Source organism: Mycobacterium leprae TN (assembly GCF_000195855.1).
Taxonomy (GTDB): Bacteria; Actinomycetota; Actinomycetes; order Mycobacteriales; family Mycobacteriaceae; genus Mycobacterium; species Mycobacterium leprae.
Window position 1 is genome coordinate 2,875,263 of the sequence record NC_002677.1, and the last position, 19,544, is coordinate 2,894,806.

13 protein-coding genes and 4 pseudogenes are annotated in these 19,544 nt (G+C 58.5%); 3 read left to right on the forward strand and 14 right to left on the reverse strand.

Features of this window, described 5'->3' with window-relative positions; genetic code table 11:
- Positions 1–1,024: 1,024 nt before the first annotated feature.
- Positions 1,025–1,480, reverse strand: a pseudogene (locus ML_RS16865) (NAD-dependent epimerase/dehydratase family protein); the annotation flags it as partial.
- 655 nt (positions 1,481–2,135) lie between these two features.
- On the opposite strand from ML_RS16865, the gene ML_RS12345 reads away from it, so the two are divergent.
- Positions 2,136–3,020, forward strand: a complete 885-nt coding sequence (locus tag ML_RS12345) for a 1,4-dihydroxy-2-naphthoate polyprenyltransferase (protein ID WP_010908876.1) — start codon at positions 2,136–2,138, stop codon at positions 3,018–3,020.
- A 67-nt stretch (positions 3,021–3,087) separates the two neighbouring features.
- On the opposite strand, the gene ML_RS12350 is transcribed toward ML_RS12345, so the two are convergent.
- Entirely contained in the window at positions 3,088–3,423 is a 336-nt protein-coding gene (locus tag ML_RS12350; protein WP_010908877.1) for a DUF4229 domain-containing protein, read from the reverse strand.
- 46 nt (positions 3,424–3,469) lie between these two features.
- On the opposite strand from ML_RS12350, the gene ML_RS12355 reads away from it, so the two are divergent.
- The gene (locus ML_RS12355) at positions 3,470–3,631 is read left to right on the forward strand and encodes a hypothetical protein (protein ID WP_111481095.1); all 162 of its coding nucleotides are present in this window, start codon (positions 3,470–3,472) and stop codon (positions 3,629–3,631) included.
- On the opposite strand, the pseudogene ML_RS19655 reads toward ML_RS12355, so the two are convergent.
- The 10 genes and pseudogenes from ML_RS19655 to ML_RS12400 all read right to left on the reverse strand — a co-directional run.
- Positions 3,611–4,390: pseudogene (locus tag ML_RS19655) on the reverse strand (MinD/ParA family ATP-binding protein); the annotation flags it as partial. The gene ML_RS12355 and the pseudogene ML_RS19655 sit on opposite strands and share 21 nt — an antisense overlap.
- A 388-nt stretch (positions 4,391–4,778) precedes the next feature.
- A complete protein-coding gene (gene ccsB, locus ML_RS12360) occupies positions 4,779–5,762 on the reverse strand; it encodes a c-type cytochrome biogenesis protein CcsB (RefSeq protein ID WP_010908878.1) in 984 nt (327 codons plus the stop codon).
- A complete protein-coding gene (resB, locus tag ML_RS12365) occupies positions 5,759–7,372 on the reverse strand; it encodes a cytochrome c biogenesis protein ResB (RefSeq protein ID WP_162618342.1) in 1,614 nt (537 codons plus the stop codon). Before resB ends, ccsB begins: the two co-directional genes overlap by 4 nt.
- 11 nt (positions 7,373–7,383) lie before the next feature.
- Positions 7,384–8,172, reverse strand: a complete 789-nt coding sequence (locus tag ML_RS12370) for a cytochrome c biogenesis CcdA family protein (RefSeq protein WP_010908880.1) — start codon at positions 8,170–8,172, stop codon at positions 7,384–7,386.
- Positions 8,169–8,804, reverse strand: a complete 636-nt coding sequence (locus ML_RS12375) for a TlpA disulfide reductase family protein (protein WP_165443163.1) — start codon at positions 8,802–8,804, stop codon at positions 8,169–8,171. Before ML_RS12375 ends, ML_RS12370 begins: the two co-directional genes overlap by 4 nt.
- A gap of 29 nt (positions 8,805–8,833) precedes the next feature.
- Positions 8,834–9,442: a histidine phosphatase family protein gene (locus tag ML_RS12380; protein WP_010908882.1), complete on the reverse strand. Its 609-nt coding sequence runs from the start codon at positions 9,440–9,442 to the stop codon at positions 8,834–8,836.
- A complete protein-coding gene (gene hemL, locus ML_RS12385; RefSeq protein WP_010908883.1) occupies positions 9,442–10,782 on the reverse strand; it encodes a glutamate-1-semialdehyde 2,1-aminomutase in 1,341 nt (446 codons plus the stop codon). Before hemL ends, ML_RS12380 begins: the two co-directional genes overlap by 1 nt.
- A gap of 2,131 nt (positions 10,783–12,913) precedes the next feature.
- Positions 12,914–14,163 (reverse strand): annotated as a pseudogene (locus tag ML_RS19660) (GABA permease); the annotation flags it as partial.
- 510 nt (positions 14,164–14,673) lie between these two features.
- Positions 14,674–14,994: an alkaline phosphatase family protein gene (locus ML_RS12395; RefSeq protein WP_081439381.1), complete on the reverse strand. Its 321-nt coding sequence runs from the start codon at positions 14,992–14,994 to the stop codon at positions 14,674–14,676.
- A gap of 398 nt (positions 14,995–15,392) precedes the next feature.
- Positions 15,393–15,608: a hypothetical protein gene (locus tag ML_RS12400; protein WP_145985222.1), complete on the reverse strand. Its 216-nt coding sequence runs from the start codon at positions 15,606–15,608 to the stop codon at positions 15,393–15,395.
- A gap of 642 nt (positions 15,609–16,250) precedes the next feature.
- Between ML_RS12400 and ML_RS16885 the strand changes: the two genes are divergently transcribed.
- On the forward strand, positions 16,251–16,610 hold the full coding sequence (locus tag ML_RS16885; RefSeq protein WP_231846643.1) for a hypothetical protein: 360 nt from the start codon (positions 16,251–16,253) through the stop codon (positions 16,608–16,610).
- 1,387 nt (positions 16,611–17,997) lie between these two features.
- Here the strand turns inward: ML_RS16885 and ML_RS18225 are convergent.
- Together ML_RS18225 and hemB are read right to left on the reverse strand one after the other, a co-directional pair.
- Positions 17,998–18,499: pseudogene (locus ML_RS18225) on the reverse strand (DUF3093 domain-containing protein).
- Positions 18,500–18,536: 37 nt separating this feature from the next.
- A complete protein-coding gene (gene hemB / locus ML_RS12415; RefSeq protein WP_010908884.1) occupies positions 18,537–19,526 on the reverse strand; it encodes a porphobilinogen synthase in 990 nt (329 codons plus the stop codon).
- Positions 19,527–19,544: the final 18 nt, after the last annotated feature.

Genomic DNA, 19,544 nt, shown 5'->3' on the forward strand with positions numbered 1-19,544 from the left:
ATGCGAATCGGCTCCGCTTAGAGTCAAGGGTGGTGGGTGAAACAGTGGTTTGGGTGGCGGTGTGTTGCAGTGTTGTGAGTTGATGTGATCGATCGTTAACCGTTCGTTTGGGTTGGGTGGGGGTGGGGATCGTGCGTGAGATCACCAGCAAGGGTGGGGCCCGCGTGTTTGCGGGTTGCTTTGGGGGTTGCACTGATTCGACACCAACTATGCTGGCTAAGACGCTCAATCGGGTTACTGAGCTTGTATTGCTTAGCTATGCAGTGAGCAGTGGGCCAGTGGCTTTAAAGGCCGGCAAGGTGAGCGTTGTGGGCAGCTGCGTACGGAGATAGACATGTGTGCTGGCCAAGAAGTACAGTCCCGAACAAATTGTGGGGGTGTTGGCCCAAAACCTATCCCGACCGGCCCGAAAGATGCAGGTGTCCTATAAAACACTTCAACATCGAGTCCAAGCTCAACCAACATGTGCGCACTGGGTGGATGTTCCGCACGCTGAGGGCACAGCACGCTAAAACCGGGCACCACCATTATTCTCTAGGTATGGCCACCACCAGTGCACGTCCCGCGAAAACTACACGACCGTGTGGTGCTCTAACCTCATAGCATTGGGCGGATGATGTAATCATCGGCAAAAATTAGACCCCCAAATCGGCGCCCTGGCCGAACACAAGTAGCGGATTCGTGCAGCTGCTACACCTATCCAAGGACCACAGCACTGATGTGATCACTGCGGCCATGATCAACCACAAGACAACGCCCTACCACAGAATCGCTGTACAACCCCAGCGTGAGACCAAGACCTCGAAACGACTCTCATACCCGCATCACCACGGCATCGATACCGACCTTTGCGACCTGACGCACCGACCCGCCAATACACTGACCCACCACCCTTTACTCCACCCCCACAACAGAACACAAAACACTTCACCCATCAACACCGCCACCCAAACCACTGTTACAACAAGTATTACACCTCAGTATTACCTAGCCAAAATGGCTAAAATAACCCCCACCTCTATCTCTATCGGGGTGATGCGAACGCAAACTCGCGCAGATCGACCGGCCAGACGGAAGCCCAACACCTCGGCGTCCCGGGCGGGATCGACGACGATGTGGCGCACGTCCTGTTGCGGTACCGCCCGGTGATGACTGGTGCCACGGCGCTATTCGGGCAACTGCGCGCGTAGCACATAGCGGTTGCCACCTCGAGGGTCGAGATGATCTGCACAGAGCAGACATTGACCGCGGGGAAGCCTTCACAATCCAGCTACATGATAATGCAACAGCGAGGTTCGCCTGCTGATACGTCGTTGACATGGAAAAAGTCACACATCTAACCGCTGTCATCGAAAATCTTCGGTGGATAGTCTATTTCGAGTGCAGAACGGAAGATCGTTGCCACCCAGGAGTATGGAGGGTCGCGCGACATGCCGGGGCCGTAAATGTTGTGGTACCGCGACACCACCACCGAGCCGCCAACCTTCACGCCATCGCCAACCACAACACCTGCGTCCAGATCAGTTACTTAAAACTACTGCCGCATGGTATGTTTCCAGTTCTTAGGCGAACACCTCCTAGAGTAATAGCCGGTCAGGTTGGCCATGCCAAATCCAGAGGCGGACGAACTACTGGTTTTCCGCTCGGGTGGAAAATCGCGAGCCCCGAATTACCACACTGATACCGCCGTCGACCACGCTGGCTAGGACGGTGTCCGCGGCACGCAAAATCGGGCAATAGGTATCGGCAAAGTCGAAATAAATGCCGATACGGCTACCGGTACGCTCGAAGTTCGGGGTTCAGACTGCCGCCCACGTACAGCGCGAAAACTCGCCGTACGCCAAGCGAGCACAGCGCCCACATGTTGGGCCCGATACGACACGGTGTGCGCCGAGTATTTTTGTAGTGCGCCCCGTGCCGCGGCAAGAGAGCCACGTCGTGTTCCCCGATAGCGCCACCCGTGATAGGGACACTAGGCTTGTCACACGGAATGTCCGTTTGCCGTAGCGGAAAAATACTTGCAAACAGAACCCAAAAAAGTGTAGAAGTCGATGCTGATCACTCCAAGCATTCGCCCATTGTTATGCATGCCCCGCGTTTGATCGCATGCGTCCAACCACCGGCAGGATACCCTGATGGCTAGTTTCGCTCAGTGGATCTCGGGTGCTCGGCCACGGACGCTACCGAACGCGGTGGCGCCCGTTGTTGCAGGCACCGGCACTGCGGCATGGCTGCACTCGGCCGTGTGGTGGAAAGCGCTGCTAGCGCTGGTCGTCGCTGTCGCGCTTGTCATCGGGGTCAACTACGCCAATGACTACTCCGACGGCATCCGTGGCACCGACGACCACCGGGCCGGGCCAATGCGCTTGGTGGGCTCGCGGCTAGCTTTCCCGCGATCGGTGCTGACCGCCGCGGTTGTAGGCTTGACGGTCAGCACGGTGGCCGGGTTGGCACTCGCGCTACTCAGCGCACCGTGGCTAATCATGGTCGGCGCTACCTGCATCGCCGGAGCCTGGCTGTACACCGGTAGCTCGAAGCCCTACGGCTATAAAGGTTTTGGCGAAGTCGCGGTGTTCGTGTTCTTCGGCCTGGTCGCTGTGCTCGGCACCGAATACACCCAAGCATTGCGGGTGGACTGGGTGGGATTGGTGCTGGCGGTGTCGACCGGAGCGCTGTCGTCGTCAGTCCTGGTGGCCAACAACTTGCGGGATATTCACACCGACACACAGTCACACAAATTCACCCTGGCGGTGCGCTTAGGTGATGCTCACACACGGCAATTATATCAAGCACTGCTGGTCGCCACCGGCGTGCTTACCGTGGTGCTGATGGTGGCGACATCATGGTGTGCCGTCGGATTGGTGGCCACGCCGCTGGCTCTGCGCGCCATGCGGCCGGTGCGCTCCGGCCGCATGGGGCCCGACTTGACCCCGGTGCTGCGGGACACCGGACTTGCGATGGTGGTGTGGGCGATCGCGGTAGCTGGAGCTTTAACACTGGCGGGGTCAGTGACGTACTGACGGTGCGCTTACGGCTTCAACTATGTGAATTGTCCTTGTTGGCAAAACTTTCAGCGCCGCAGCGATCTTACTCCTCGTCAGGCAAAGGCTCACCGCGCAGTCGAGCCCGTAACTGTTCGCGTTCGGAACGCCGGCGCTCGCCAACGACAGCAAGCGCAGCGGTGGCACGCCGACGCAGCGGACTGAACAGCCAGATACCCAGGGGCATCGCGATGATCAGAGCGAACAACGCGGCTACGACAATGGGCAGCTGGGTTACCCCCAACAATCGCGCCACCCCGTAAATCACGCTGCCGAGTAGAATCACCAGTAGTAACCGCGCCGCCGCGTAAAGCAAGACGTTTACGACTAGGTGATCCCGGTTGTGATCTGCAGCGCAGATGCTGTTTGGCCCCTTTGACACGGTTTGAGCTTACGGCGCGAGTATATTCGCTCCAAGGAGGTGTCGAGTGCTTTACCTGCTCCTCGTCCTGGTTTTAGGGACACTGTTCTACATTGGCTGGCGCGCTGCGCAGGCGCAGGCCAACCGGCCGAAAACTCGCGTTATCGGACCTGACGACGACCCAGAGTTCTTGTGGCGACTCGAGCATCGGGACGATAACCCGCGTTAAACCGGGGAGCCCGTCGGTGAGAACTGCTGCCAGCTCAGTGAGCGCTTCACGAGTCTGTCGCCGCAACCAAGCCAGGTTAATCTCGGCGCCCTCCTCCCAGATGTGGGTGCAAAAAGCGCCAACCTCACCGCTCGGCAGCGTCGCGAGAAATGACCACCAATGGCCAGCACGACGACATGGCCGAATGCAGCAGCACTGGACCACAGTCAGTCACCATCAGGCCGTAGAACCGCTCCAGGATTTCCTGAATGCAACTATAGTCGTCAGCGCTAGATGCGCGTCGGAAACCGTCAGATCACTTTCCGACGCCAGCACTTCCAGCCCCGCTCGAGCCTTGCGAGGTGTAACGGCGGACATTGCTTTATTCCGGCGTCGTGCCGTAACTGGCGCATAGTAGCCGAGGGTTCCAACGGAAACTTCTGCTCAAGGTGCCGCGATCGGGATTGACATCTACCGGCCACTACCCGGTCGCCTCGGACAGCAGCGAACACGAACCCAGCGGCCCGTGATGAATTGTGGTTTTGCCGCCCCCACCCTTCAGCGACAGCATAGCAATCGGGTAGCAACCCCGCACCGGGCAATCGACCTGGGCTACCAAATCACTACAGTCAGAGACCCTAGAGCTTTCCATCAGGTTAATCAGCTAGCCGGATGCCTTTAAAGGATAGACCGCCAGAACTCCAGCAATGGAAATCTGGCGGCCCACATGAACATCCGGGTGTACAATTCCGGATACAGCGTGTGTGGCACGGACTCAAGAAGGTGCTAGACACCAACGGCTCCGCTGACCTCTCTGCACATAATAGCTGCCGAATTTCTGCCACGTCAACCTGCAGGACGCCGGTAACCAGAGGTGGATCCCAGTGCGGCATCCGGGACAGGCGATGCGGGTGTTGGTAGAGGTGTCCTGGCCAGCGGGTCAGGCCCAGGGGACGCCGCTATCTGCAAAATCCAACAAAGGCAAGGGTCGGTACTACACTGCCGGATTCGCTGGGTAGGTCGCCGGACTACGGTTGAAGCGGCAACTGTGTCGTAGGATTATCAATGTCGCCATAGCCATCATAAGTTCGGAGCGTCTACAACCGTGAATGCTCGGAGAGACGACTACTCCATTGGCTGCAGTACTCAGCCGTCCACCAACAAGTATTCAGTCCACTCCCGCATACGAATGCAGACCTACAGTCACCAGGTTAACGAAAAACAGGTTGAAGACCATAGCAACACACCCGACCACGTTGATCCACGCCGCCCTCCTGTCCCGCCATCCCGCGGTCGACCTGGCATGTAGATAAGCTGCGTATACTACCCACGCAACAAAAGAAACCGTCTCCTTGGGATCCCAGCCCCAGTACCTGCCCCAGGCTTGCTCGGCCCAGATCGCACCAAAGATCACCCCGAAACCAAACACCGGAAACGCAAAGATCGTCGTTCGATAGGCGATCCGGTCCAGGGTCTGTGCGTCAGGGAACCGCCGCACCAGCCGGGCCAGTGCCTTTGCACCTTCGGGGTCGGAGGCCACCAGCCGCGAGGTGCTCAGCAGGAACAAGATGCTGGCGATGCCGGCGACCAGGAAAATCCCCGAGCCGAGGCTGACCACCGACACGTGGATGGGCAGCCAGTAGGACTGCAGCGCCGGGATCACCGGTGCGGCGTTGGCGTAGAGCCACCGACCGGAAATCGTGAGCAGGATCAACACCGACACCAGCAAGAAAACCCACAGCGGGCGGTACTGTCGCCGACGCAACACGATCGCGCCGGCGACCAGCTCGGAGAAGCAGGTCAGGTTAATGAACTCATACATATTGCCCCAAGGCACACGCAGGGTGGCCAGGCCGCGCAGCAATATGCACGCTAGCAAGAGACCGATGCCAAGGTAGGCCACGGCCAACCCAGCCTGCCCGACACGTTCGCCGAACGGCCGTTGCAGAGAGTCCACCACGATACCGGGGGTCCCGCTGTCGGCGGCGACCGACCCGGGCACCACCCGCGTGCGGTTGTCTAACCGGCGGCTGCCAACGTACGCTAGCTCGTAAGCCAACAGTAGCAGAGCGACCACCAACGCCACCACGGCCGAGGTGAACGCCCAGTCGGAGTAGCACGCCAGGCCGATGTTGACGTGCAGAGTGTTCATTTGACGTCCATTTGAGAACTCCTTCTGGCCGCTGCAAGCGTCCGGTCAGCCGCGACGAGCCCGGCCAATAGCCGCTCCGTCAATCGCTCGAATTCATCGCCCCATCCGGAATTGTCGGTGCGGGCCAGGCCGCCTAGTTCGACGTTCACCGTACCGGCCGCCGGGGTGAGCCTGACCCACACCCGGCGACGACGCACCATCAGCGACACCACTAGCCCGACCATCATCGCTATGGCGAAAACAAATACCCAAGCCTGGCCGGGATCATGTGACACCTGCAAATTGACGAACGGCACAGCCCCATCGAAGCGCACCACGGTGCCAGCCCCTGGACCTTGGCCAAGCCGGACCTGTTCGCCGGCCTGCAGATTGACCCGTTTCTCTTTGGTCAGCCGGCCCTGATTGATCAGCCGGGGATCCAGAGTGAACAACGACTGAGGCCGCCCGCTGTCCAGGCCGGTATCGCCGCGGTAAATGTCGATGGCTACCGCGGGGGCGTTCAGCGCTGGGAAACGCGACAACAACAAGGTGCCGTCTAGCTGCTCGGTCGGTGCCAACAGGCCTTGGATCGCGATCTCGTGTTGACGACGCTCGCTCATGTTGGGATAGCTGCCTGCGGGTGGGTCGATGCGCACCACGCCCGACGACAGTAGCGTCTGCTGGTTTTCAGGTCGCCATTGCACGGTCGACGTGCGCGTCTGTCCGTCGGGGAATGTCACAGTGAAGGTGGGCGCGTAGCCGTGGCCCTGCAAGTACACCCGGTTACCGGCGACGCGCAGTGGGTGGTTGACTTCCAACCGGTAGGGCCGCCAGCTATTCACCGTCAAATCGTGACCATCCTGATAGTCAATATCCGCAGTAAACGACATAGCCTGTCCCGAGGGCAAGTAATGTGCCGCAAAGTCGTTTACCCGAATGCAAATCGGATGCAACGAAGTTCCGTCGACGGTGTTGCCGGCACGGAACGCATCGAATGCAGCCGGCGATGCTGAGCAAAAGCCAGGTCCACCGTCAGCGATGACAACAACATTGCCCTCGTAACCGAACAGCTTGTCGACGGCCACCGCAACCAGCAGGCCCAGCAGCGAAAAGTGAAAGACCAGGTTGCCGAATTCACGCAGGTAACCCTTTTCAGCGGACACCACGGTTTCGGGGACTACACCGTCTTGAGTGCGAATGACCGTGCGCCAGCCGCGCAGCCTGCCAGCGATGGTGCCCGCTAGAGTCTTGTCATCACCGATGACCTGGAAGCTGGCGTGCTTGGGCAGCCGGGCCAGGTTGCGTGGGGCAATCACCGGCATGGCGCGCAGACTGCGGGCATGCTCGATCATCCGCGGGGTCAGACAGCCGACGAGGGATACGAACAGTAACGTGTAGATGGCGGTGAACCAGACGCTGGAAAACACGTTGAAGGCCTGCAACTGGTCCAGCCACGACCCGATTACCGGGTGAGCAGCCACGTAGTCGTCGACCTTGCCAACGTTGAGGTCGCGCTGCGGCAGCAACGCACCGGGTATAGCGCCAAGCGCAAGCAAAAACAACAGCACCAGCGCAGTACCCATCGAGGTAAGCGCACGCCACGTGTTGCGCACCCAGGCCAGAAGCCGCATGAGAACCTGCATCAAATCGACACCCTCATGTCACTGACGACGGCATCCCTCAGCCACGAAACAAAGTCATCCCACACCCCGGCGATCAGTGCCGCACCGATCGCTATCAGGAGCATGCCGCCAAAGACTTGGATGGCCCGGCCGTATTGCCGTAACCACCTCAAGCCGGCCACCGCCTGCGCAGAACCGGACGCTAACAGCACGAACGGGATTCCTAAGCCCATGCAGTAGGCAATTACCAGTAGAATCCCGCGCGTCACATTTACGCCGTCGGTGGCCGCAGCAACCGTGATTACCCCACTCAACGTCGGCCCTAAGCACGGCGTCCAGCCGAGCGCAAATACTGTGCCAAGCACCGGCGCCCCCGCCACCGTCGTCAACTGCCGCAAGCTAAACTGAACCTGGCGCTGCAAGGCAGGGAGCAAACCCACGAACACCAGCCCCATCACTATGGTCAGCACACCTCCGACCCGCTGCAGCAGCACCTGATGGGTGGTCAGCACAGTGGTCATCCCCAGGACGGCGACGGTGTCGAGGACGAACACCGTGGTGAACCCAGCAACGAACAGCACCGCGGATCCTGCCACCCGCCATCTGGCGGCAGGTGGGGTTTTGATCACACCGGCCCCTGGCTGCGTCTCTTCGTGAGAAACACCAACGACCGCCGCCAGATACGAGAGGTAGCCAGGCACCAGCGGCACCACACACGGTGAGACAAACGACACCAGCCCCGCTAGCATACACACCCCTAGCGCCACCAACAGCGGTCCCGCTGCGGCAATCTCGGTGAAGCCGGTCATGACGTTCCCCGCGGCAGTTGACCCGCCACGGTTTCGTGCGCCACCCTAGCCACCACAGGTTGCAAATCCCCGGCGAGCAATTCCCGCAGAAATACCGCCGCGACCCGATGCTGACGGTCCAGCACCAACGTGAATGGGATCACGGTGGTCGGGTATTTGTCGCCGAAAGCAATCAGAGTCCGCATCGCCGGGTCGTAGATCGACGGGAACGTGACCTGGCGGTCGTTGACGAAATCCTGGGCCGCCTGGCGGTTGTTATCGCGGACATCGATACCGAGGAAGGATACTCCGGAATCTCGGGTAGCATTATAGACCTGCTGCAGTTGGGTCACTTCGGTCCGGCAAGGCCCACACCACTGGCCCCAAACATTAATAACGACAACGTTTCCCGTGAAGTCGTCCAGCGCGACCGTCCGCTCAGGATCCGCCAGATCCAGCCCGGACAGCGGCCCCGGGCGGCCACGGCTCGCGGGTGGCTCGTAGAAGATGTCGGTCTTGCCGTCGGGCGAGACAAATTCAAAGGTGCCGCCTTGGACTACCGCATCGCGACCCGAACAGCCCGCTAGCAGGGTCGCCAACAGTGCACCGGCGTTCGCCAGCCGCCAGATTATCGTGGCACCACTCCTCCGCATCGCTTCGCTCTGCATCGTCGCCGGCGCTATCAAGTGCCCGCCGGCTGGGAATACTCCACCTCGACCAGCCGGTCATCGTCGTAGACAAAGGTCGTAACCGAGGCCAACGCACAGTCTCGGCGCCGCGGATCGTGCCAAAGTCGCTTGCCGGTCAAGTGTAGCCGCAACGTCCACACAGGTAGTTGATGGCTGACACACACCACCTCATGGCCGGCGCCGCGGGTACGTGCCTTGTCCATCGCAGTCGTCATCCGAGCAGCAATTTCGATGTAGGATTCCCCCCATGACGGGGTGAATGGGTTGCGCAGCTGCCACCACAACCGAGGGTCCCGCCAGGTGCTGCCGCCCAGGCCGACACGTCGCCCCTCGAAGAAACTGACCGATTCGATCAGATCGGGGTCGGTGTCCACGGGCAGGTTGTGCTTCTCAGCAATGGGTGCCGCAGTCTCCTGTGCCCGCTGTAGCGGAGAAGCGATTACCGCAACGACATCACGGTCGGCCAACGCATCAGCGACTGCGGCCACTTGCGCTCTACCCGTCTCAGACAGGCCAAACCCGGCGAGTCGACCGTAGAGGATCCCGGTGGGGTTGTCCACCTCACCGTGACGCACCACATGGACCCGATTATGTTCGGCCATCAGGACTCCCGATGCCGGGCGGCGACTGCGGCAGCGGCCGCACCGGGCAGAGCATCAACGATGCGACCGAACGCGGCGTCGTCGAGAGCGGCCGAGACAAACCACGCCTCGAACGTACTGCACGGCGGGTAGACGCCCGCGTCCAGCAAGGCATGAAAAAACGCCGGATAACGCCAGACCTGGCTGTTGCAAGCGGACGCAAAGTCGGTCACAGGCGCTTCGGAAAAGAACACGCTGAACATATTGCCGGCACGCGGAATCTGATGTGGAACACCGGCATCCGTAAGCGCCTCAGACAGCATTGCAACCAACCGGTCGGCGTTGCGGTCCAGTGTAGCATAAACTGCGTCGGCGGCAGCCCGTAGCGTTGCCAGCCCGGCGGCCATCGCCACCGGGTTACCCGACAGAGTCCCCGCCTGATACACCGGCCCCAACGGCGCCAGCCTCTCCATCACCTCAGCTCGCCCGCCGAACGCAGCGGCCGGCATTCCGCCGCTCATCACCTTCCCGAAGATGAACAAGTCAGCGGCGACCGGATCGAGCCCGTACCAACCACTTCGGCTGACCCGGAAACCGGTCATCACCTCGTCGATGATCAGTAGCGCACCATGCTCTGCGGTGATCGCGCGCAGCGCCGCGTTGTAGCCGGGCGCGGGTGGGACAACTCCCATATTGCCGGGACTCGCTTCGGTAATCACCGCGGCGATCTGGTCCCCCAACCGGGCAAACGTCTGCCGAACGGCCTCGATGTCATTGTAGGGCAACACAATTGTGTCAGCTGCGGCGGCTCCAGTCACTCCCGGCGAGGACGGTAGGCTCAGCGTCGCCACCCCAGAGCCCGCGTCGGCTAATAGCGCGTCCACATGGCCGTGATAGCAGCCAGAGAACTTTATGATCTTGGTCCGTCCGGTGAATCCACGGGCCAACCGGACCGCGCTCATGGTGGCTTCAGTGCCAGAGTTCACCAGCCGTATTCGCTCGACGGGCGCCATCCGCCCGATGATCTCGGCGGCCAGCTGCGTCTCCGCCGGAGTCGGTGCCCCGAACGACAGCCCGGAGGCAGCAACGGTAGCGACAGCGTCAACCACGGCGGGATGCGCATGACCGAGGATCATCGGCCCCCACGAGCAGACCAGATCGACATAGCGGCGGCCGTCGGCGTCGGTTAGCCAGCAACCGCGCGCTTCGGTGATGAAGAGCGGGGTGCCACCGACCGCCGAGAAGGCGCGTACCGGGGAGTTCACCCCACCGGGAATGACGGCGCAGGCATCCTCAAACAGCTTCGCCGAAATGCTTACGGCTGGGCCGGCCGGTGCGGTTGCCTGGTCAGTGCTGCCCACGATTACCAGTGTTCCAGCCTCCACGACTCGTTGAACTACAGGGTGTAAGAATTCGGCGCAACTTTAGGTCGGCCCAAGTCGACAAGTTGGATAACGACATGCAACTACACTCAATGGCTAGCCCAATAACCCGCCCGGACCGCACATCAACAGTCCCATTAAGCAGCCGTGTGCCAGCTGGCTACCCATGTACAGCACTCTCGGACACGTCGAGCGGAGATCCGACAAAGCTTACAGCAAACCGTTGGTGGTGTTTCACGACAACATCAACGAACAGCTCGGGTTTGCGATCCTGCTGACATAAGGCTCCGACCGTGACTGACTGAATAACCTCAGCGCAGCAAGATGTGGGAGGCTGCGCCGCAGCAGCAAAAGCTACAGTGTCACCGACCCCCAGTTCACCGCTAAGGCCGATGCGGCCCAACACGTACGTATCGGCCGGCGGCCTTCCGCGAGGCCGCCTGCCTAGCAAGCAGTGCTGATCACTCCGACCGCGTGAGTGTTAACCCGCACGGTGGTCGAATTGTTTAATCCCGGCGGCCCAGCCCGCATCAGCGCAGGCGCCAGACTTGGGGGTGCTCACTGCACTGATCCGGCCAAAAACCAGCTTGCGGTACTGCTTTACGCAGCGTGGCGTTCCACATACAGATGGCGTCCTGGCGTCGCTGTCCTGCTGATCAACAAAACCGACCAACGGCAGATCCGGAATGCGGAGCCATCTTCCTCATTGCCGACGAAGGACAAGCAACGAGCGCAGCCACCACACCAAGTAGACTTTGATATTTAGACCTGGATAGAAATATCGCCAAAGACATCCTGGTTCACGACAGAGGAAGAGAATATTTTCACGTTTCCACGAGTTGGGACACCACGCGAACCGACGATCATCATCGGCTAAATCGTCGTGAGCCTGGGCTGAAACACTGCCTCATGATATGTGCACTGATGATTGTCAGCCGTTGGCTGATGTAGCTTCGGTGCCGTTGACCTGGTTAAAGCCCTGTTCCTAAAATGTGGACATCTATCCATAGCTTATGGTATCATAATGTCATAATAATAATAAGGACTACAGAGATGACTCTGTGTCTGCTAACTGAGCTAAACAGACACATTCAAGAATTACGACTTCGTCACAAGTCCATCCGCCAACGAGGTTATCAAACAAGCACTGGTCGAATACCTGAAGGCCAAACGCTCGCACCGACATGGTACGAGGCGCCTTCGAAAGAGTGCTTCAACAGAACACCGTTACGTTAGAGAAGTTGGAACACTTCCGATGACAATGTGGTCGACTACTGACGACGCGGAGCAATCCAATGCATGGTTTGTCGGCCCTGATATGCTGCGGGATGTCGGCCTCCTGGAGGCTGCGACTCCAGGTTACTACGTTCGGTAACGACATATATCCGATGCTGCACGAGAAAGCGGCCGTGTTGCTGCACAGCTTGCTTCAGAACCATCCGTTCATCGACGGGGCGTGCCGCCCCCACTCTTTGGGATCTTACGGTACATCGCCTCTACCGATATCAGCAAACGTGATCATGATCAGCGCTACGATCAGGTAGACGCTCAGCATCATCGACACCCCCACCAGCGTGGACGGACTGGCAGTCACCACGGCAGCCAAGTGCCGATCCGTCCAGTTTCCATGCAAACAGCGCGATTCAAAATCGCACCGCGTGCCTGCTCATAACCTTAGCTCGGTGTCGACTTCGATCGGAAGCACAAGAAAGATAACCAGCACTCTGGACTCGGACTTCCGGAACTTGCCGAACGCCCTCCGTGATATCCTAATGCCGAATAGTTCGAGCATATAAACATATGCTCGAGCCGTCCAGTGAGCGCGCTAGTCTAGCTCCATCGCTCTGCGAGGATGCAGACTTTAATTGCAAGAACACTAAATGATCCCCGGTAGGATCAAACCAGTCAGGGATAGCGAGACTGTGATTCGCGACGGTTTAGCACTTCGAATATGTCTCGAATAACTCCGTTCCCCAAAAAACGTCGTTGACGACTAGCAACTTCCTTGGCCTTACCGCCGAGCAGCATCTAGTGTGCAGCCGATCCACGCCGGCCAGTTAACAAGGAAGTACAACGTAATCACGACGAACCACGACAACAGAATGAGTCAGAGTTGGGTGTGTTCGCTGCGATCGAACGCCATACGCAGCAGAACCCACGATGCCGACGAGAGGAAGTATGGAAAACCCTGAGAATAAACACATTTTGACCCGAAGCTTATCCGGAGACATCCCGGCTGCGAAGAACAATTTGGGACAACGTAATCAATATGTAAACGCATAAGGTAATCAATATGTAAACGCATAAGACGATGGCGCTGACGAGTCGAAGAGTAAGGCGACACCGTACCGGGCGCGAGCCAAGCCATCACGATGCAGCCGATACCTACCACCAACGAGCACAAAATCGCTACGTACGCTAACCCACGCCGGCTGAGCTTGACCCAGTTGGGCCGGTGCCCCTTCGGGCTGACCGTCTAGCACGAATAACATGCGCGACGCTGTGTATATGCCCGAAGTTCGGGTAAAAAGGAGTATGGCGGTGAGCGCCACCGCATTCATGATTTTATCCGCACCGAAAATATGTATCCACTTTAACACAACCACTTAGGGTGAGGCACCGACTTGCACAGAATCCCACGGCAACAGCACAACCAGCAGAAAGACTGAACCGATGAAAAACACCACGATACGAGCGACCACGGTGTTGGTCGCGTACTGTACCGCGCACTCAGAGTTGGAGGTTTCGACGGCGGCGATGGTAGCTAATTTCCGCGCCGACCATGGAGGAGATCGCGACCCACGATGACGGCACAAACAAACGGCCCCCACACCATTCGGGAAAAATCCGCCATGCTAACCGAGGTTGGACAAATCCAGTTGACAATGTGGCCACAGCCCGAGGACGAACAATGTTCCGACACCCAGAAAAACCACAATGATAGCGACTTTGATTCCAGCGAAAAGACATTCGAACTCCCCGTAGGATGCGACGGAGAACAGATTGGTCACGGATCATGACCATCAGGATTAGTGCAGGCAGCCACAACGGCGTATGGAGCCAGTAAGTGATGACCTACCCGCCAGCGACAGCCGCGAATCCGACCACAATTACCCATAAGTACCGGTACAGCGAGCCAACCGAGAAGCCAGCCCAGCCACCAAAGGCTTGTCCCACAAGAGTCGGCGAACGATCCCGTGCAAAGGTTCGCGGCAACCATCTCGCCGAGCATACGCATCACGAGAATGCTCAACACATCGCAAACCGCGTAAGTCAGGAACGCAGCGGAGCCAGCCGCGTGGATTACCACGCCAGAACCGCCAAACAACCCGGAGCCAATCCGCCGCCGATGGCGATCATGTTGAGCTAACGCTGCGACAGGCCTTGGCGCAGCTCTTATGGAGTTACCCATGGCTTGCCATTTCATGGGTCCTCCTGACGCGCCCCGTCCCCTAATGTTGGTCTCTAACCACAACAGACATCAGGGGGCGGAGCACCACTCGGTGGCATACGGCATACGGTGTGGGGCTATCGAAACCAGCGGGATCGGATCCTGGTGATTGCACGGGATGGTGTGGTCCGAACCCTTGAAGTCCAAACATCCCGTCCAGTACACCAGCACGCCCGTTGAACGAACGAGTGATCACCAATGCGGCCGGTGTTCCCAATTGTCTTCGATGAACCGAGTGATTGAACTTTGGCCAGTTAGCGTGTGGTCCACAAAACTTACTTTGGTACATAACGCTATGATCAGCAGCGGTAGCCGCGTGCCAGACCAGCATCGTCCTTGGTGAACGATGAAGCATGCCGGCCCGGATCTCAGCATTTGTCTGGGCCGTCCAGAGCGTCTTCAGCTGTGGCGGAAGCGGCTTACACGACCAGAGGGGGCTGGTGGTCGTATAAGCCGTCTGAATCGTCATAGGCTATGATGATGGCCATATCCCACCATTTCGGGTGCTTCCGCAGATGGTTGACCATATTAACGAGAAACTGTTGTTCGTCGAGCGGACCGGAGTAACCGGCGTGCATATCTTGGTAGCCTAGCGGTTTCAGAATGCTCATCGCTGGCAGGTCGCCCACATCGACGGGTGCCCAAAAATCCGATAGGCTGTATTTTGGTGGATGGCCGTATCGGTGAAGCTGACCTTGCCGGTCGCGCTCGGCGGCAGATGGTCCAGGTTTGCCGTGGATGAGTAGTACTGAAACAGCTCGTGGTAGACCAGGTAGTCAGCTCTAGTTTCGAACGGCAAAGCTCCAGTCTTGCCGGTGCCACCCAAGACCGTACTCATGTTGTGCGTTGCACCGCATTCCACCGGCAACGTCGGGCTTGCGGCCGCTGGGTTTGAAATCGCTTTTGTTTGAAACCGCCTTGAAACTTGAAAAATAGTCTCGGTGAAGCCTTTCGCATTGAGCAGTTCACCAATGTTTTTGGCGTCAGCGCTGAACTGCACCTGCTCCCGTTAGGAACAATCGTCACCTAACGATTAGGGATCTTCGATCAAAGTGTTTTGTCCGTTGCTTGCAACGTCAATGACTATACGAGGCCGGAACGGTTCCCTATAACAGTGTGAGTGAATATGGTTATTGTTCTATAAGTGTAACCCGACACCAAGTTGATGCGGCTTGGCGTAGAAGGGCCGAAGATGGTACCGGTGGAAGTTGTCCCTCATTGAGTACCCTCGGGCGTAGTTCCACAGCAGAGTAACCGAGTTGGCGTCGTAGTTTAAGGACATCACCAAGCCAAGAACTCCAAAGAACAGCGGTGCACATGGGTCACCCTCGTCGTGTTCAACACGCCGATCCATGGCACCACCATGGGCAGACATGTAGCTCGGTTTGGTATTCGTACTGCTGATCGCAGGTCAGCTGCTGACCCGGTCCGCTCAAACGCATCGGCTGCACCAAGTTGGGATTGTGCGTCAACAAATCTGGCGTTAGACCGTTGACCGTAAGAGTGTATGGTTTGGCCATGCAAGGTTGGCTATCGATGTTGGCGACATAATGACTAGGTTCCGAAGTAGTGGTCAAATGTAGATGTTCTATTGGAAGATGACCACTCGATGGTGTATTGGGGTCGCAGTTACCGGTCCCGCACTCGGGGTCTTGGATCTGTGAGAGCACGCCGCGACAAGAGCAACCACCGCGGCCGCTGCTTAGGAAACCGCACACCCGTTGGGCAGGACGCGTTGCGAAAACACGAATTCAAGTGACCGTTGGGCTGCAATGACATTTAGCAGACCCATACCCAACCTTATGGGCCTTAAAGGCACCCATTAGGTTAACGGCATAGGAACGGACCGCCTATCAGGAGTCGAACTGTTTTATCACTGTCTCTACAGACCCTGAAATGCTAGGTAGATCTACATTGCTCTCGGATGTAGCGTAGCTCGACCAGCAAAGCGCCCGGCCGTCGCGGCATTATGACGCCCGTCGCCTAAACACACGCCGTGGTGGTCGACTGCCAGCGCCAGGACAAGCGCTGCAGTGGTGTTGCGTGCACTTTGTGCGCCATCCTGGATACACGCGAACCGCAAGCTGCGCCGCAACCCCTGGCACTCACCCCGTTTCAGACCTTTACGGCAGGTAACATCGTACCGACCAGGCTCACCAGCTCGTTCATCTCAACGGGTCGCGACGGCGTCAAGACCAACTGGGTTGTCGCTTCGCGGCCGGGCAAGACCGGGATGCTGCGTACAGTGATTGTGTTGCACGGCAAGAGTGGCAACGCAGACATGATGCCCGAAGCGTGCTTGGAGGGCGCACTCACCCAACTAGCCAAGGCGGGCCGACACCATTCCCCGAGGTAGGCGTCGATGGTGATGATACCTACTGGCACCGACGTGCATCTGGCGTGGACTCCGACGCTATGGTACTTGAAAAGCATCCTGACGATGCGCTGTCCTCAATGGATATGGGGCACTTCCTGGGCTGGTAGATAGGCGAATACAGGGCGCTGCTGCTGAGCACCCGGCCGGGGCCATCGCGAACTGCAGGGATCTGCGCGATCACCCCGGCATTGTTTACCTCATTCACCGATCGCATCCCCGGCGCGTTTGACAGCTACGACGATTGGGTACAACACAGCGTAGTAGGGTCTCCTGGCACTTTCGTAGCTCCCGCTGTGGGTGGACTGCGCACCAGCGACCACCTCATATTTCTATTTCGCCACCTGCCAATTCGTCAACCAACTGAACTCTCCACTGAAGTGGATTTTCCCCAGGAGAGCAAGATATTTCGTATTGCCGAAAGCAGCTACCCGGCAAGTTGGACCAGCTGGCCTCCTAGCGGAAGTGGACAGACAACGAATTCATGACAGACACAGTAAGAAAATACCGTCCGTCCTCGCCGCCGAGCAAAGTTGCGTGGATTCCACCCGGACATCGAGGGCTTGCGTGCCGTCGCGGTGTTCGCGGTGCTATGCTACCTAGCCAGGCTAGGAAACGGTAACGACCGGTGCGATGAGGTTACTACCCCGATCTAATTGACCTGTTCTGCACCCCCGACAGCTGCCCGATGATCGTCGGCAGTACCTTGGTGTCCCGGTACGACAACTATGTGACACCCCCAAGCACGCGCAGTTGCTGGCACTCGCCATCGACGCGGTAGCCGATCGCGCCCTGGCCGAAGGCTGAGGCCAATCAACACGTTAGCGAATATGGTCAAGCTGCTGCGGTGAACTTCTTGCTAAAGCCACTCGTCCTATATATTTCCTATTACTGAAAGGTTTGAGTAGATTTGAGATGACGATGTTGCTGGTCTGCCTGTCTACTGGCCGGGCTTGGCCTTGTGCTGCTGCAGGAGCGGCTGGAACGCTAGACTTACTAGTGGAGAACGCGCAAAAATAACAAGTATTGCGCTACTTAACTTTTCACCTCACTTTTGGAGAGCAGTCAGACACTGATATGGCCACGCCACCCCGACAACCGCCAGGATCCCGGCGAGCGTTCCCAACAACAAGGTTTACGTTCCCAACAACAAGGTTTAGTAGTAGCTGCTGAGGATAATGCACACCAACATTGTGATCGGTGCCCGTCTACGACGGGCAACCGATCACAATGTAACGCGAGCGCAACCACCTCACCTCAGCTCCCACAAACATGAGAAAAGGCCAAACCGAATTCGATCATCGTTCGATAACGACCGTTCACCGCGGTGACGCGTTGTTGTCACTACCGACTTCGGTGACACATCCGATCAGGCGGGCTCCACACGCTCCTGAACCAGCGGAGTTAGCACTGCCCGAGGATGAACGACCAGGCCTGCGCGATGCGCTCCTAGTTGAGCTTCAGTCCGATGCCAACGCAGCCGTGCAGCACCCCGACCAATGCGCCAAGCGCCGACCGCCACAGCTACAACTTCTTATCGAACGCCGGTAAATTCTTTCTTATTGAACGCCGGTAAATTCTCGATTTCCGGATAGGATCTTCACGATTTCGGCAACAAGGATCGTCTCGACGCCCCGACACAGGGCACCGTAGGTCGGTTCGACTGAAGACTGGATTTGCGCCGGCTTCACCTGGAGGCCTACAAACCAAGACACCAGAACCAGAAAAATCAACAGGACCACCAGCTGCATCGGAGCACCACTCCCAAAATGCCAATGAAAATCACGGCCGCCGCTGCCGCTGGTACCGATCCAGTTGGCGCCGGACTCATAAAACAAAGGCTTGCGATTGGCCTCCGTTTTTGCCGTCATCTACAGCCCCATCTCGTGATTGTGGCCTATAGACTCGTCAAGAAAGCCAACACGCCACATCAGCGGCCCAATAGGTGAACACGATATCCGCCCCAGCGCGCCGGATACTTGTCAACGACTCCAGCACAGCGGCACGTTCGTCAATCCAGTTGTTTGCGGCCGCAGCGCAAATCATCGCGTACTCCCCCGAGACTTGATAGGCAGCTACCGGAACCGGCGAAACACCGGCTGCCGTAGCAACGACGTCCAGATACCCCGAAGCGGGTTTGATCATGATAATGTCTGCACCCTCGTCGAGATCCAACTTGATTTCGCGCAACGCCTCGCGGGCATTGCCTGGTTCCTGCTGGTAGGTGCGTCGGTCACCGGACAAGCTGCAGCTCACCGCCTCGCGGAATGGTCCGTAGAACGCCGAAGAAAACTTCGCAGCGTAAGCCAGGATCGCTACGTCGGCATAGCCTGCACTGTCAAGTCCGTCTCGGAGCGCACCTATTTGGCCGTCCATCATCCCGCTCGGACCAACCACGTTAGCACCGGATTCCGCTTGTGCCACAGCAAGTTCCACATACCGTGCCACGGTGGCGTCGTTGTCCACTCGGCCCTGCCCGTCTAGGACGCCGCAGTGCCCGTGGTCGGTAAACTCGTCCAGACAGGTGTCGGCCATCAACACGGTGGCATCACCGAGATCCTCGGCCAGATCGCGAAGAGCGACATTGAGGATGCCATCGGGATCTACCCCAGCCGAGCCAGTTGCATCCTTATCCTGGTCGCGGGGCACGCCAAACAGGTTCAATCCACCTACCCCGGCATCGACGGCAGCGACAGCAGCGCGACGCAGCGAATCCCGGGTGTGCTGCACAACACCCGGCATGGAAGCAATTGGCCGCAGCTCGTCAATACCGTCAGCAACGAACATCGGCAGCACCAAATTCCTTGGCTCCAGAGAAGTCTGCGCCACCAGGCGGCGCATCGCGGGGGTTGAGCGAAGCCGGCGCGGCCGGTGCCGCGGGTAACCACTGACGCTCACTGACTGCCTACTGCCGCG